Raw genomic sequence first — 14,533 nt, 5'->3', positions numbered from 1 at the left:
TCAATGACTCGAACAAGGCACGTCGCTTTTCGGCATCGGCGTGTCCCGCGCCGGTTCGAAATCGGCTTCGCGTGTGCCCGACGGCGTCAGCGACACGAAATGCATCGCGCTGCCGCGTGCCGGGAAACCGGCGATGCCCGTCGTGCCCCACGGAATCGGCGAACGCTGCACGCCGCTGACCGCGATATCAGCCGGCCCGAGCGCCAGCGTCAGCAGCCGCCCGTCGCGGATCGGCACGTACGCATGCGTGCCCGACACCCCGATGCCGGATTCGCGCACCGACGCCGGCAGGCAGTCGAGCGTCGCCGTGCGGCGGCCGTCCGGCGCGATCAGCATCGCGACGCCGCGATCGACCGCCGTCGTCGTGACGACGATGAAGCGGTCGATCTCCGGCACATACGCCGACGCGTACACGTAATACTGGATCGCATCGTTCAGCGTCCCGAGTTTGTCCAGCTTCGCGGTGACCGGGTCGAACATCGCGTATTCGAGCGTCGCGTCCGTGCTGCCTTCGATGAATTTCTGCCACACGAGCAGCGCGGCATGCGGCGAGCCCGCGACCACGGGCCACCACTCGCGGCGGTGCGGTGCGACCGCGACATGGTTCAGCACGCGCCCGGCCGCGTCGTAGGTCTTCACGTAGACGCCGTTGCCGGTACCGAGGTTGTCGACGCCGCCGCCGTCGATCCAGTCGGCGGAATAGAACACGACGAAGCGGTCGGCCGCCGTGGCGACATGCCCCGAGTGGCCGCCCGATTCGACGTCGTTCGGGTAGGGCTTGATCGGCTTCAGGTCGCGGCGATAGACGCCGTAGCGCTGGCTGACCTCCTGCGGCGCGTTCCAGCCGTCCTCGAACGTGACGAAGATGTCGCCGCGCGCGTTCTGCGCGATCGACACGGGTTCCTGCGCCTCGGGGCGGCTGATGAAGGTATGGACGTGCAGCAGGTGCGGCGCGCCGGGCAGCCATTCGCCGACGTACACGTCATGCGGCCAGTTGCCGTTGCGCATCGCGCCGCGCGGCACGATGCCCGAGCTGCTGAAGAACACCCAGCGTTTGCCGTTGCCGGCGTCGGCCACGCCGATGCCGTGCATGAAGCTGCGCGGATCGGCGGCCGGGTGGGGTGACGGGGCGGCCTGCACGGTGACGGTATGCACGGCCGGCGTGGCGGAGAAGGCCGGCGGCGGCGCCGTGACGATGCCGCATGCGCCGCACAGCGCGGCCGCGATGCATTGCGCGACCGTCTGCACCGGGCGCGCTTGCCGCATCATTCGACGGTCACCGATTTCGCGAGGTTGCGCGGCTTGTCGACGTCGGCGCCGCGCGCGCAGCCGACGTGATACGCGAGCAGTTGCAGCGGGATCACGTTGACGATCGGCGACAGCAGGTCGCCCGATTCGCGCACGCGGATCAGGTGCGTGTCGCGGTCGGCGTCGATCCCGAGCTGATCGCCGGCCAGCACGTAGAGCCGCCCGCCGCGCGCGCGTACCTCGGCCATGTTGGATTTCAGCTTCTGGAACAGACGGTCGTCCGGCGCGATCGTGACGACCGGCATCGCGCTCGTGACGAGCGCGAGCGGGCCGTGCTTCAGTTCGCCGGCCGCATAGCCTTCCGCGTGGATGTACGACACCTCCTTGAGCTTCAGTGCGCCTTCCAGCGCGATCGGAAAATGAATGCCGCGCCCGAGGAACAGCGCGTTCTCGGTGTGCGCGAACTTCGCGGCCCAGCCCATGATCTGCGTTTCGAGCGCGAGCGCGTGGCCGATGCGCTCGGGCAGCGCACGCAACTGCTTCAGGCGCTGCGCGACCTGCGCAGCGTCGAGCCGGCCACGCAGCTGCGCGAGTGTCAGCGTCAGTACGAACAGCGCGACGAGCTGCGTCGTGAACGCCTTGGTCGACGCGACGCCGAGCTCGATGCCGGCCCGCGTCAGGAATCGCAGCGGCGCGTTGCGTGCGATCGTGCTGGTCGCCACGTTGCAGATCGCCATCGACAGTTCCTGCCCCATGTCGCGCGCCCGCTCGATCGCGCCGATCGTGTCGGCGGTTTCGCCCGATTGCGAAATGCCGACGACGAGCGTGCGCGGATCGGCCACCGTATCGCGGTAGCGGAATTCGCTCGCGATCTCGACCTGGGCGGGCACGCCCGCGATCGACTCGAGCCAGTATTTCGCGGTCAGGCCCGCGTAGTAGCTGGTGCCGCAGCCGAGCAGCAGCACGCTCCTGACTCTCGACAGCCGCGCCCGCGCACCGTCGGTCGCGTCGAACAGCGCCGGCGAGACCGTGTCGATGCCGTCGAGCGTGTTGTCGATCGCCTTCGGCTGCTCGAAGATCTCCTTCTGCATGAAGTGCTGGTACGGGCCGAGCGCGGCGTCATCGTCGCGCGCCTTCACCTGGCACAGCGGGCGCTGCGCCTCGTGCCCGCCCGAGTCGACCACGGCGATGCGCTCCGGCGTGATCAGCGCGACGTCGCCGTCTTCCAGGTAGACGAAGCGATCGGTCAGGTCGCTGAGCGCCGCGCAGTCCGATGCCAGGTAGTTCTGTTCGGCGCCGATGCCGATCACGAGCGGCGAGCCCGCGCGCGCGGCGACGAGACGCTGCGGCTCGCGCGCGCTCAGCACTGCGATCGCGTACGCACCGTGCAGCCGCTTGACGGCGCGTACGACCGCGTCGAACAGGTCGTCACGATAGAGGCTGTGGATCAGATGCGCGATCACCTCGGTGTCGGTCTGGCCGCGAAACGTATAGCCGCGCTCCCGCAGCTCCAGGCGCAGCGTGTCGTGGTTCTCGATGATGCCGTTGTGTACGACCGCGATCGTGTCGCCGGACATGATCGGATGCGCGTTCATTTCCGACGGTGCGCCGTGTGTCGCCCAGCGCGTATGCGCGATGCAGGTCTGCGCTTCGAGGCCCAGCGTCAGCACGCGGGCCTGCAGGTCGGTCACGCGCCGCAGCGTGCGTTCGCTGCGCAGGCGGCCGTCGTCCTGCACGGCGATGCCGCACGAATCGTAGCCGCGATACTCGAGCCGGCTCAGCGCATTGACCAGTTGCGGCACCTGATTGTTCAGGCCGCTTGCTCCGACGATTCCGCACATGGTTCACCTCGTCTGCAAAAACTGCAAAAGGTTGCCGGCCTGCCGGCAAAGCGCGGCAGCGCGGCTTCAGGAGCGGCCCCGCGCGGCACCGATGCGGGGCCGTGCGCGGCGGCGTGGTTCCGCTGACCTACTCGCGGGGCGGCGGCCCCGCGTGGGAGACCCATTCGATGCCTGAAATCGAGCCGTTCGCGTCGTGCGACGCGACGAGAATGCGCGTCGTGCGCCGCGCGCCGCGCCGGCGGGCGCTGGCCAGCACGGTCGGCGGCACCGCGCGCACCTTCGCGCTGGCCGAACGCCGCAGCATCTTCGACACGCGCAGCCGGAACGCCAGCGGATGCACGACGCGCCCGGCGATCAGCCACGTGACGATGGTGCCCGCGATGATCGCGATGCTGGTCGCGTAGAACACCATCTGTTCGATCGGCATCTCGGCCGGGTTGAACGGCAGCAGGTAGCGATACGTATAGATGCAGATCGATGCCCATACGGCGCCCACCAGCGCGGGCCGTACGAGGCGGAACCAGATCACCAGCGCGAGCCCGGCAAAGCGGCCGCGTTCGGCGATCATTTCGCGCGGGGTGCGCAGGGAGAGGTCAATAATCGGCGCGTTCTTCATGTTGAATGCCTCGGTCGGGGCTGACCCATACGGCCCGCTTGCCGCGGCCCCGCAGCACGACGGCCGGCAGGGCGACGACGGTGGTGATCATGCTGATCAGCCAGAAAGCAACGGGGTACCAGATGGTGTCCAGGAAATACATCAGGAGTTTTTCGTCATACTGGCGATCGATCATGCTGCCGACGATCAGTTGCAGGATGCAGGTCGCAACCAGCAGCATCCCGTGCCAGTGCGGCACGACCGATACGTGCCAGCTCAGTGGCAGCGGATAGACGACGTCCACCAGCGCGAGCAGCAGAATGAACGACATCGAATAGGCCCACGCGATGCCGATCAGGTATTCGACGAACAGCGGCCACATCATCATCTGCGTCGGCCGCGCGAGCGTGCCCGCATATTTCATCAGCACCTGGATGCCGCCTTTCGACCAGCGCAGCCGCTGCCGGTAGAGGCCTTTCAGCGTCTCGGGCATCAGGATCCAGCTTAGCGCGTGCGGCTCGTACACGACGCGCCAATCGCGGCATTGCAGCTTCCAGCTGATGTCGATGTCCTCGGTCAGCATGTCCGCGCTCCAGTAGCCGACGTCGGCGAGCGCGGTCTTGCGGAACATCGTGACGACACCCGACACCGTGAAGATGCGGCCGTACACCTGCTGCGTGCGCTTGATCAGCCCGACGATCGACGAGAATTCGCCCACCTGCATGCGGCCGAGCAGCGACGTGCGCGTGCGGATGCGCGGGTTGCCGGTCACGGCGCCGACGCCCGGGTCGGTCAGGAAGTGCTCGAGCATCCAGCCGATCGCATCGTGCGCGAGCAGCGAATCGCCGTCGATGCACAGCAGGTATTCCGCGTTCGACACGGCTGCCGCGGTTGTGAGCCCGACCGCCTTGCCTTCGTTGCGCGCGTGATGGATCACGAGCAGCCGCGGGATCTCGACGGCCAGCGCGTTGAGGATCTCGCCGGTGCGATCCTGGCTGCCGTCGTTGACCGCGATGATGTCGTAGTTCGGATACTGCATCCCGTTCAGGTGGCCGATCACGCTGCGCGCGTTCGCGGCTTCGTTGAAGCAGGGCACGACGATCGAGATCTTCGGGATGCCGCTCGACGCGATCGTCCGGGTGGACAGCTCGCGGCCTTCCTCGAGCAGGAAGTAGTGCACGACGCCGCCGATCATCCACAGGTACGACATGAAGAACGGGTAGTAGAAGACGAAATCCTGCAGGCGCTGGATGATGCTGTGGGTTGTCATGGCGTCTTCGTCCCCTGCGCATGCTGTTGCATCAGTGCGTTGATCGACGTCGGATCGAGGCGCGACTTCAGCGACATCACGTCGCGCATCGTGTCGAGATCCGGCTGGTTGTTCAGGAAGTTGTCCGGGTAGTAGCCGAAGTTCACCGCCCCCTTGCTTCGCAGCCGCCGCATCTGCGCGAGCAGCGCGGTGCCGCCGATGTCCTTGTGCGCGTGCCAGTCGTACGACTGCAGTTCGAACACCGTGCGCGCGAAGCCGCGCTGTTTCGCGCGCACGGCGTCGACGAGCTGGTCCATCCAGCGCTCGGGATCCGGCGCCTGTTCCATGTACGGCATCGCCATCAGCGCGACGTAGTCGTAGGTGGCGAGGAAGTCGTCGTAGTTCTGCGCGAACCACGCTTCGGATTCCGGCTTCAGCACCGGCAGCGCGAAGATATTGCGCGCGGTCAGCACGTCGCCCGCGTTCTGGTTCGCGAGCACGATCTGTTCGAGCTGGCGCGTCAGGTCGATCAGGTAACGGGTCTTCTGCCGCGTCCAGCGCTGCATCAGGTCGGGTGTCGCGCGGATCTTGCCGATGTCGGCCGGCAGTCCCCATTGGGCATACATGCTCAGCGCGTGCCGGCCGGCGTCTTCGTAATCGTCGAGCACGGCGTCGTCGCTGAACAGGATGCCGCTGAACGACGCGTACTTGCCGAGATCCTCGTAGATCTGCTCGATGAACAGCCGCGCTTCGGGGTCGAACGGGCTCAGGCGGTACACGCGCGAGCCGTTCTCGCGCGCCGGCGCACCGCTGTATGCGCTGACGGCCTCGAGGCCGCGATGCTTGTCCGCCTGCGGACGGAACGCGAGCACCGGCATCCATGCGTACACCTGCACGTTCGAGCGTGTGTTGAGCTGCCAGGCGGCGCGCGAGAACAGGTCGCCGCGCATCGGCAGGTGCCGGTTCGGGAAATACAGCGACTCCGCGACACCGGTGCCCTTCGGATCGGCGAACGCCTGCAGGTACACCGATTTCGGCTGCATCCGGTAGATACGCTCGATGAGCTTGCCGAGATTGGCTTCCTGCCGTGCCGGATCGGGATCGTAGACCTGGTCGAGATCGACTTGCACGACGCGCTCGGGAACGTCGACGTCGCCGCGGTTGGTGGCCGGCTCGCGCATCGACCGCTCGAACCCGCCGATGTCGACGTCGTACATCATCAGGATCCGCCGCAACCGGTCGAGCGGCACGTCCGGCGTATTCGGGCCGGCATCGAGGCTGAACTGGATGTCCATGCCGAGCGACGTCGAGATCTTGCGCACCGGCTGGTTTTCCGCGCCGTACGGCCAGACCATCGAGCGTGCGACGATGCCGGTGCGTTCGCGAATCTGCCGTACGCATGTCTGCAGGTCGTCATGAACGCGGGCTTCGAATTCCGCATCGGTTTCATAGCGCTTCTCGTTTTCGAGGTACAGGTGCGACGTGGTGGCCGGCAGTTCGTTGCCCTGCGGATTCGCGACCGCGCCGTGATGAAGGTTGTGCGTGTGGCACCCGAGCTCGACGAATTCCGACTGCCCGACCTTCTTCACCTGGTCCCACGTCATGAAGTAGTCGCGCGGCATCTGGATCTTGTCGCTGATCTTGATCGGCGCATCCTGCGGCGCGTCGATCCAGGCGGTGACGATGCCCATCACGGCCGGATACTTGAAGCGCTCGAGCAGCGGCAGGACTTTCGTGTAGTGGCTGCTGTAACCGTCGTCGAACGTGAGCAGTACCGCGCGCGGCGGCAGCGGCTTGCCGCCGTGTCGTGACGCCTCGATCTGCTTGACCGTCACGGTGTGATAGTTGTTGGTCTGCAGCCACGAGAAGATGGCCGTCAGCGTGCCGGTATCGACCGCGTACGGATCGACCATCGTCGACGACGAGAACGTCGCGAGCAGGTTGTCGCGCACGTCGTGCATGCAGATCACGCGGAACGTCTTGCCGTCGACCGGATCGGACGGCGGCAGCAGGTCGATCATCTTGGCGTTTGCCACGCCGGGGAACAACGAGCAGGCCGCAAACGTACCGAGGCATCCGCACATGAAGGTCCGTCTGGATTGCATTGTCCGATCTCCTTGCTAGAACGGCAGGTTGACCGACAGGAAGCCGGTTTCGGAACGTTCGCGCTGGCCGTCGTATGCATGACTGCTGACTTCGACGCCGTAGGTCAGCGTGATGTCGTGCTTGAACGTCCACGCGTGCTCGAGGCGCGCGGTCCACAGCGGGCTCGTGCCGAAGCCGCGCTCGTTGTATACGCCGCCGGACGCCGACAGGCGCTGCTGCAGCGACATGTCGCCCTTCTTCCACAACGTCAGCTGGTGCATGACAGTCGCCGCGGCCGCATAGTCGCGGCCCGGGTTGAAGTAGGGGGCGTCCTGCCGCGTGTTGCTGTCGGTGCCGAGGTCCAGCGACACGTTGACGAGCTGGTTCGCGGACGTGTACACGCGCTGCGTGCCCGTCGCGGAAATCTCCTGGTGCAGGTTCGAATCGCTGTAGCGGCTCACGCCGTAGCTCAACTTGACTTCGCGGCGGTCGCTCTGGCGATACACGACCTCCACGTTCGCGGAACGGCCCCAGATGTGCGCGACATAAGCCTTCCACGGCAACGTGTTGTCGTTGGAGTCGAGTGCGCCGGACACCGACCAGTAGTCGTTGAGGTTGTACGTGACGGAGCCGCGGCCGCCGGTGCGCCCGTCGGTGCCGAGCGAGCGCGTCACCTCGCCCTGGACCGTCAGCGGCCCGTGCCGGTAGTCGCCGCCGATGCCCGTGCGCGTTCGGCTGATGTTGCCGCTGTCGGTTTGCGCATAGCCGAAGAACGTGTGGGAAAACACGCGCCAGTTGTCGCCGAACGGTTGCGAATACACATAGCTGTCCGATGTAAAGCTGTTGTCGGCCAGTGCGCTGTTGCCGTGCTCGTAGCTCAGGTCGGTCGTGAACACGGGGCTGCGGTATGCGTCATAGTCGCGCTTGAACGCGCGCACGGCGCCGCTGTCGGGGAACGTGTTGTCGACGGTCTGGTCGACGTTCTTCGCGGTCGTGTAGTCGTCGGCCGTCAGCGCTGCGCGGCCCAGCCCCGCGAGCATTTCGACGCTGTCCGGGTGATCGGTCAGCGAAGCGCGATACATCGCGATCGCCTGGCGCGGGTGCGACTGGCCCGATACGGCGTCGGCATGCGCGGCGCGGACTTCCGCGTTGAACGGCACTTCCTTCTCGAGCTTTTCCAGCGCGGCGATCCCTTCGTCGACCCGGCCCGTGTAGATCAGGTATTGCGCGCGCAGCCGGTAGTAGCGCAGGTAGTCGTCGTTTTCCGGCCCCCACGCGCGCACGTCCTTTGCCGGCGGCAGCGATTTGCCGATGTCCTCGAGCACCCGGCTCGCATCGGCCGCGCGCCCCTGGTCGACGTACGACCAGAACAGCCCCTCGCGCAATTCGATCGGGCGTGTGCGTGCGCCGTACTGGAAGCCGCGCGTCGCGACGTCGGTCTGCGGCGCGCTCGCCTGCTTCAGCGCGCGCTGGTACACCGCGTTGGCCTTGCCCGGCTCGCTCAGATACAGGTACGCGTCGCCGACGGCCGCCAGTGCGTCGATCGAGATCTCCGCGTCGGGCGGAATCGTCTCGAACGTCGCGACAGCCTGCTTCATCTCGCCGCGTGCCGCCAGTGCAATCGTCCGGTCGCCGGCGAGCGCCGTCCGGACCGGCGAATACTCGGGCGTGGGGGGCATCCGCTTGTCGAGATCGTTCGCGGCGGCGAGCGCGCTGTCGATCCCGTCGAAGCGGTCGGCGCTCGTCATCGCGCGCGACTTGTCGCGTCCGCCGCGCACCTGCTGGCGAATCGACAGTTCCTCGAGCCGCGCGAGATCGACCGCGGAAAAGACGTCGGGGCGCGCTTTCGCTTCTTCCAGCGCCTTGATTGCGCCCCCGCTCGACGCGAGACCGAACACGTCATTGCGGACCGTGGCCGGATCGGCGGTACGGAGGTCGGGCATCTGCGCGTTCGGCGCTTCTGCTTCGGGTACCTGGGCGGCTGGCGGCTGGGCGCCGGGTGCCTGCGCATTCGGGAGCGGCATGCCCGGTGTCGACGGGGTCGATGTTGCTGCCCCAGGTGTTTGCGGGCCAGGCGGCGGAGCAACGGGCGTTTGCGAGTCGGGCATCTGTGCACTCGACGCCTGCGCGAGCAGCGTTTGCGCATCCGGCGCGCGCGCACCCGGCACGAGCGTACCCGGCACGAGCGTACCCGCCGCCGACACGTCGGGCGGCTTCGGATCCGGTGTGCCGGTGGATCCGGCGATTTCGCCGATGCGGCCCGTGTCAGTCTCGCCTTCGGCGGAGAAGCAGGGGCCGGACGCGACGAGCAGCAACACCAGTGGCGCATGCAGGAGGATCCGCCGGTTGGACGGAGCGACGGTCGTGCAGGGTTGTTGATGATTGTTGGCCACGAGGTGTCCTCCTTTCGAAACGATCACATCGGTTGCGGGCAAGGCGACGCACGTCGTCGCGCGCCGCGCGGCCGGGCCGCGAGTGCCCGGCGATGCGGCCCCGGCTCACAGCCGGTTGCGGATCGCCTGGCCGAGCAAGGCACGCGATTCGCTGTTGTTCGGGTCGATCGCGAGCGCCCGACTCGCGTTGTGCTCCACACAGTTCCATTCGTCGATCACTGCGCACGAGCGCGCCTTCGCCAGCGCACGCGCGCTTTCCAGTTCCGCGTGCGTGACGCTTGCCGTCTGCATGCGCGCGGTGTCGCTGCCATACGGCCGGGGCTTTGGCGCGAAGTCCAGGCGCTTGCTCGTGCCTGCCAGCGTGTCGGTATGCGGCGTGCGATGCATGGAACCGTGCCGCGTGGCGGTGCGGCCGTAGCCCGTTACCGCATGCATACCGGCCGCGAGTGTCACGGGCGGCGCATGCGTCGACCGCCGGTGGTTCGCGACGGCGCGAGGGGCGGGCTGCCACGCGGCTTCCGGTTCGACCGCGAGCGTGACGGGCGGCACGGTGGATACCTCGGGTGCAGCCGAAGCCGACGCCACCTGCAGCGGCGGCGCGGGCGGGGCGGCCTGCGCGCGTGTCGACGTCGGCCCCGGCGCGACGGATGTTCCGGACGAGCCGGCCGCGCGGGAGGCCATGGTCGCGATCGTCTTGTGATACTTCCCCACCGCGGTTCCGATCGCGCCGGAGAGGTCGTGCGTCACGCTCACATGGCCGACCGTCGTGTCCCGCTCGGAATACGCGAAGACGCCGAAGATCGTGGCAAACGCGACGAAGCTGAGTGCTGCATTCTTTCCCGGGCCCCAGGAGGGTTTCGGCTGGGGGGCGGGCGAGCGGTTCTGTCGTTCTGCAGGAGTCATTCCATGCTCCTCGATTCGATTCGATGCGCTGCGGTGATTGACGTGATCGGGGCGGGGTCGGGCGGTACTTACCATCGCAGCTGCGTGGTGAGTGCACCCGTCTCCACGATCGCGAACTGGGTCGCCCCCTGGTACGTCCCTTCGACCCGGTAACTTGCGTCGGGCACGCTGAACAGGCAGCGCGACCCGGACGCGTTGAATTCGACGAGCACGCGGCCATGGCGCCGCAAGCGCACCTGCACATTGGCAAGCGGCCGCCCGGTGCGGGCCGACGCAAACGACACGCCCAGGTTGTACGGCCGTCCGTCGGGGGGCAGCGGCGCCGTACCGTCGATCCGTGCGTCGCCGCAGATATACGAGATCACGTAGCGTCCGTCGCCCGGGCCCGACGCGGGCGTCTGGGCCATTGCGTTCATGCAGAGCACGGAGAGGACGGTGCTCAGGAAAGGGCGGGCATGCTGTCGAAACGAGGAAGACATTGCAACCTCCCGTCCGGAATCAATGACGAGCATTTATTCCGAGTCAAATTTGCCAGCGTTCTTTTTGCGACACGCTATTGATACACGATGGATTTTGAACCAACAACCGCGTGTGGCCCGAATGGGACGGCGGTGAAAAATCCTATTTAAATAGGATAACGACGGATTCGTATGACGCGCTCAACGCTGAAGAAAGTCGATATTGCCGAATATGAACATTGCTATTCGGTAGCGATGATTCCGCACGCATTGAATCACGTCGGACGTATCGACATTCGTGCCGAAAAATAACGACTGATAAAAGGAATTTTTGCGGCTGTGTTTGACGCAAATCGATGTCGTTACGAATACAGGTCGAACGGGATGAAATGAGGGCTCGACGTTTTTGGTATTTTAGATTGTTACAGGTAAATCGAAACTTTTAATTTGTTCTGTAACAAGGTATTTCTTTCATGATAATCAGACGGAATATATTGGTGCATCGTTTCGGGTGTAAAAAACGTCCCCGAAAATGCAAACGTTTGCGAATCCCTTGATAACGATTACGGGTCTGGCGCGGTATTTTTCACGCTGCGGCGGGATCACCGCTTGCTACCGGAGAGAGGGGGGGCGCGTTCGCGGAGAGGAGAAGCGACGCGAATGCACGCGCGCACCGGATTGCCGCAAACCCTACTCGCGTTCGCGTCGTCGACGGACACGACACGGCGCGAACGCGAAGTTCAGCGGCTGCCGCCCGCGCTGCGCCGCGCGATGCGTATCGCCGGCGCGGACGCCGGTTCGGCCGCGCCGACGGCACCGTCGGCCGCTGTGCGGGGCCGGTTCATGATGTACGTCCACAGTTGCTCGGCCGCGAGCCCGCGCTTGCGGGCCGACCGATACAGGCGGATCTCGAGCTCGGTGATCCAGTCGCCGGAGCCTGCGCACACGAGCGTGCCTTCCGCGAGTTCCTTCGCGACACAGCTTTCCGGCAGCCAGCCGATCCCGTGCCCGGCCACGACCATACCCTTCAATGCCTCGGACATGTGCGTCTCGAAGCACCGGTGCAGCACATACGGCTCGGTTGCATTCAGCAGCAGCATCTCGACGATGTTGCCGAGGAATGCGCCCGACGAATACGCGAGCAGCGGCAGCGGGGCATCGGGTGTGCCCGGCAGCTGGAATACGGGCTTGCCGCGCGCGTCGGGCGTCGACACGGGCAGGATCCGTTCGACGCCGAGGCTGACGAACGGGAAGTGGTTCGGGTCGAGCACGATCGGCAACTGCGGATGGTGATAGCCGAGCAGCAGGTCGCACTCACCTTCGACGAGCTGCTGCACGCCTTCCGGCACGTTCACCGCGTTCACGCGCGCGGTCACGTGACCGACCTCGCCGTTGAGCTGCTTGAGCCATTCGGGAAACAGCGTGAACACGAGCGTATGGGCGACCGCGAAGCGCACGACCTGATCGCTGGCCGCGAACTGGTCGTAGCCGTTCACGAGATTGCGCGCCGCATACATGCTGCGCAGGATATCCGCGGCGAGCCCGCGGAACATCTGGCCGGCCGGCGTCAGCGTGATCGGGTTGATGCTGCGGTCGACCAGCTTCGCGTCCATCCAGGTTTCGAGTGCGGCAATTCGTCTGCTGAATGCCGACTGCGTGAGGTGCCGGTGACGTGCGGCCCGGGAAAAACTCTTGGTATCCGCAAGGCTCAGGAAATCTTCCAGCCACTTTGCTTCCATTTCGATCTTCGCTTTTTATAGTCGGGGGCCAGAAGGGCGGCGCCGCGTCGCTGCACGAACGTTCTAGCGTACCGCGCCTCGCGCGCGTCGGCCCGATGTTTTTTTTCGATGGGTGTCAGTCGAAATATGCATGGGCGTTGTCGGCGGGATTACGGCTGCATAGGTTTGAGGTGCCGGACCCGGCTAACCGGTCAGTTCATCGCGTCGAACTGCCGGCGCGGCCGCAGACGGTACTTCCCCCAGGGCCGGTTGCGCCGTGCGCGTGCCGGCCCGCCTTTTCCTTCTTCCGCTCCGGTGGTCCGGCGCTCCAGGCGGGCCGCTTTTTTGTGCAGTGCAGATTGCGTATTCATGACACGCGGGAGAACTATGTTCGTTAGACGCGGCGCAACATCGGCCGTGCGCGATCTCGGCGCATCGATGGGGCGAATGGCGTCGCGCGCTGCACCGCGATGGTGCGGCTCGCCGCGCGGGCTTGCCCGGCGCGGCGCAAAAATGGGGGGCACACAAGGCACGTTCCTTGCAACGCAGTCGTTACGCCGGTCCGGCATGCGCAATGCCGGGGAAAACGATCGATGGAGAAAAGATCGATGAAGCCATTCGATGAAATGCTGAAATCCGGCGACATGGTAAGGGCGCCTTACGCGCGCCTGAAGCAATGGCTCGACACGCAGAATCCCGCGAGCCTCGCCCAGAAAGCCCACGACGCGGAAGGCGTGTTCCGCAAGACGGGCATCACGTTCGCCGTCTACGGCGACGCGGAGGCCGCCGAGCGGCTGATTCCGTTCGACATCGTCCCGCGCATCATCTCGGGTTCGGAATGGAGCCGGCTGTCGCTCGGCATCGAGCAGCGCGTGATGGCGCTCAATGCCTTTCTCGACGACATCTACCATCGCCAGGAAATCGTGCGCGCGGGCATCGTGCCGAAGCACCTGATCGCGCACAACGAGGCGTTCATCCCGGAGATGATCGACTTCCGGCCGCCCGGAAACGTTTACACGCACATCATCGGCGTCGATATCGTGCGCACCGGCGAGAACGAGTTCTACGTGCTGGAGGACAACGCGCGCACGCCGTCCGGCGTGTCGTACATGCTGGAAAACCGCGAGACGATGATGCAGCTCTTCCCGGAGCTGTTCCAGCAGGTGAAGGTGCGCCCGGTCGAGACCTATCCGCAGATGCTGCGCCAGTCGCTCGCGGCCGTGTGCCCGCCGGGCGGCAACGCCGACAACCCGACCGTCGCCGTGCTCACGCCCGGCATCCACAATTCCGCGTACTACGAACATTCGTTCCTCGCCGACCAGATGGGCGTGCACCTCGTCGAGGGCAGCGACCTGCAGGTGATCGACGGCCGTGTTGCGATGCGCACGACCGAAGGCTTCCAGCCGATCGACGTGCTGTACCGCCGCGTCGACGACGCGTTCCTCGATCCGCTCACGTTCCGCCCCGATTCGGTGCTCGGCGTCGCGGGGATCATGGACGTCTACCGTGCGGGCAACATCACGATCGCGAATGCGCCCGGCACGGGCATCGCCGACGACAAGGCGATCTACTCGTACATGCCGGAGATCGTCGAGTTCTACACGGGCCGCAAGGCGCTGCTGGAGAACGTGCCGACCTGGCGCTGCGGCGAGGCCGACAGCCTGAAGTACGTGCTCGACCATCTCGACGAACTGGTCGTGAAGGAAGTGCATGGCTCGGGCGGCTACGGGATGCTGGTCGGGCCGTGCGCGTCGAAGGCCGAGCTCGAGGCGTTTGCCGCGAAGCTGCGCGCGCGCCCCGCGAACTACATCGCGCAGCCGACGCTCGCGCTGTCCACGACGCCGATCCTGACCGAAGCCGGCCTTGCGCCGCGACACGTCGACCTGCGGCCGTTCGTGCTGGTGTCGGACCGGATCCGCATCACGCCGGGCGGGCTCACGCGCGTCGCGCTGAAGGAGGGATCGCTCGTCGTCAACTCGAGCCAGGGCGGCGGCACCAAGGACACCTGGGTGCTGGCCGACTGAGCCGGACGCGACCGCGCGC

At 66.0% G+C, this 14,533-nt stretch carries 10 protein-coding genes; 1 reads left to right on the top strand and 9 read right to left on the bottom strand.

The window, feature by feature from the left end:
* The 9 genes from ACPTTF_RS26535 to ACPTTF_RS26495 form a co-directional block, all read right to left on the bottom strand.
* Entirely contained in the window at positions 1 to 1,269 is a 1,269-nt protein-coding gene (locus ACPTTF_RS26535) for a hypothetical protein (RefSeq protein ID WP_423368860.1), read from the bottom strand.
* Positions 1,266 to 3,089, bottom strand: coding sequence for a glutamine--fructose-6-phosphate transaminase (isomerizing) (gene glmS / locus ACPTTF_RS26530; RefSeq protein ID WP_423368859.1), 1,824 nt, complete (start codon positions 3,087 to 3,089; stop codon positions 1,266 to 1,268). Before glmS ends, ACPTTF_RS26535 begins: the two co-directional genes overlap by 4 nt.
* 127 nt (positions 3,090 to 3,216) lie before the next feature.
* The gene (locus ACPTTF_RS26525) at positions 3,217 to 3,705 is read right to left on the bottom strand and encodes a Biofilm PGA synthesis auxiliary protein PgaD (protein ID WP_423368858.1); all 489 of its coding nucleotides are present in this window, start codon (positions 3,703 to 3,705) and stop codon (positions 3,217 to 3,219) included.
* Positions 3,683 to 4,954 carry a poly-beta-1,6-N-acetyl-D-glucosamine synthase gene (gene pgaC, locus ACPTTF_RS26520; RefSeq protein WP_166953292.1) on the bottom strand — a complete coding sequence of 424 codons (1,272 nt, stop codon included), beginning with the start codon at positions 4,952 to 4,954 and terminating at the stop codon, positions 3,683 to 3,685. Before pgaC ends, ACPTTF_RS26525 begins: the two co-directional genes overlap by 23 nt.
* The gene (gene pgaB, locus ACPTTF_RS26515) at positions 4,951 to 7,038 is read right to left on the bottom strand and encodes a poly-beta-1,6-N-acetyl-D-glucosamine N-deacetylase PgaB (protein ID WP_423368857.1); all 2,088 of its coding nucleotides are present in this window, start codon (positions 7,036 to 7,038) and stop codon (positions 4,951 to 4,953) included. The genes pgaC and pgaB overlap by 4 nt, the downstream gene beginning before the upstream one ends.
* A gap of 15 nt (positions 7,039 to 7,053) precedes the next feature.
* On the bottom strand, positions 7,054 to 9,411 hold the full coding sequence (gene pgaA, locus ACPTTF_RS26510; protein WP_423368856.1) for a poly-beta-1,6 N-acetyl-D-glucosamine export porin PgaA: 2,358 nt from the start codon (positions 9,409 to 9,411) through the stop codon (positions 7,054 to 7,056).
* A gap of 105 nt (positions 9,412 to 9,516) precedes the next feature.
* Positions 9,517 to 10,314 carry a hypothetical protein gene (locus ACPTTF_RS26505; protein WP_423368855.1) on the bottom strand — a complete coding sequence of 266 codons (798 nt, stop codon included), beginning with the start codon at positions 10,312 to 10,314 and terminating at the stop codon, positions 9,517 to 9,519.
* 68 nt (positions 10,315 to 10,382) lie between these two features.
* The gene (locus ACPTTF_RS26500) at positions 10,383 to 10,793 is read right to left on the bottom strand and encodes a hypothetical protein (protein ID WP_423368854.1); all 411 of its coding nucleotides are present in this window, start codon (positions 10,791 to 10,793) and stop codon (positions 10,383 to 10,385) included.
* Positions 10,794 to 11,512: 719 nt separating this feature from the next.
* Positions 11,513 to 12,511, bottom strand: coding sequence for a LysR substrate-binding domain-containing protein (locus tag ACPTTF_RS26495; RefSeq protein ID WP_423368853.1), 999 nt, complete (start codon positions 12,509 to 12,511; stop codon positions 11,513 to 11,515).
* 587 nt (positions 12,512 to 13,098) lie between these two features.
* Between ACPTTF_RS26495 and ACPTTF_RS26490 the strand changes: the two genes are divergently transcribed.
* Positions 13,099 to 14,514 (top strand): circularly permuted type 2 ATP-grasp protein, encoded by a 1,416-nt coding sequence (locus ACPTTF_RS26490; protein ID WP_166953286.1) that lies wholly within the window; start codon positions 13,099 to 13,101, stop codon positions 14,512 to 14,514.
* Positions 14,515 to 14,533 lie beyond the last annotated feature (19 nt).

Origin of the sequence: Burkholderia crassaminum (assembly GCF_964265005.1) — a bacterium.
In the GTDB taxonomy this organism is placed as follows: domain Bacteria; phylum Pseudomonadota; class Gammaproteobacteria; order Burkholderiales; family Burkholderiaceae; genus Burkholderia.
This window is presented reverse-complemented; position numbering and strand designations above follow the sequence as displayed.

Coding starts and splice junctions, on each gene's coding strand:
- ACPTTF_RS26535 (WP_423368860.1), bottom strand. CDS start 1,269: ATGATGCGGCAAGCGCGCCCGGTGCAGACGGTCGCGCAATGCATCGCG.
- glmS (WP_423368859.1), bottom strand. CDS start 3,089: ATGTGCGGAATCGTCGGAGCAAGCGGCCTGAACAATCAGGTGCCGCAA.
- ACPTTF_RS26525 (WP_423368858.1), bottom strand. CDS start 3,705: ATGAAGAACGCGCCGATTATTGACCTCTCCCTGCGCACCCCGCGCGAA.
- pgaC (WP_166953292.1), bottom strand. CDS start 4,954: ATGACAACCCACAGCATCATCCAGCGCCTGCAGGATTTCGTCTTCTAC.
- pgaB (WP_423368857.1), bottom strand. CDS start 7,038: ATGCAATCCAGACGGACCTTCATGTGCGGATGCCTCGGTACGTTTGCG.
- ACPTTF_RS26505 (WP_423368855.1), bottom strand. CDS start 10,314: ATGACTCCTGCAGAACGACAGAACCGCTCGCCCGCCCCCCAGCCGAAA.
- ACPTTF_RS26500 (WP_423368854.1), bottom strand. CDS start 10,793: ATGTCTTCCTCGTTTCGACAGCATGCCCGCCCTTTCCTGAGCACCGTC.
- ACPTTF_RS26495 (WP_423368853.1), bottom strand. CDS start 12,511: ATGGAAGCAAAGTGGCTGGAAGATTTCCTGAGCCTTGCGGATACCAAG.
- ACPTTF_RS26490 (WP_166953286.1), top strand. CDS start 13,099: ATGAAGCCATTCGATGAAATGCTGAAATCCGGCGACATGGTAAGGGCG.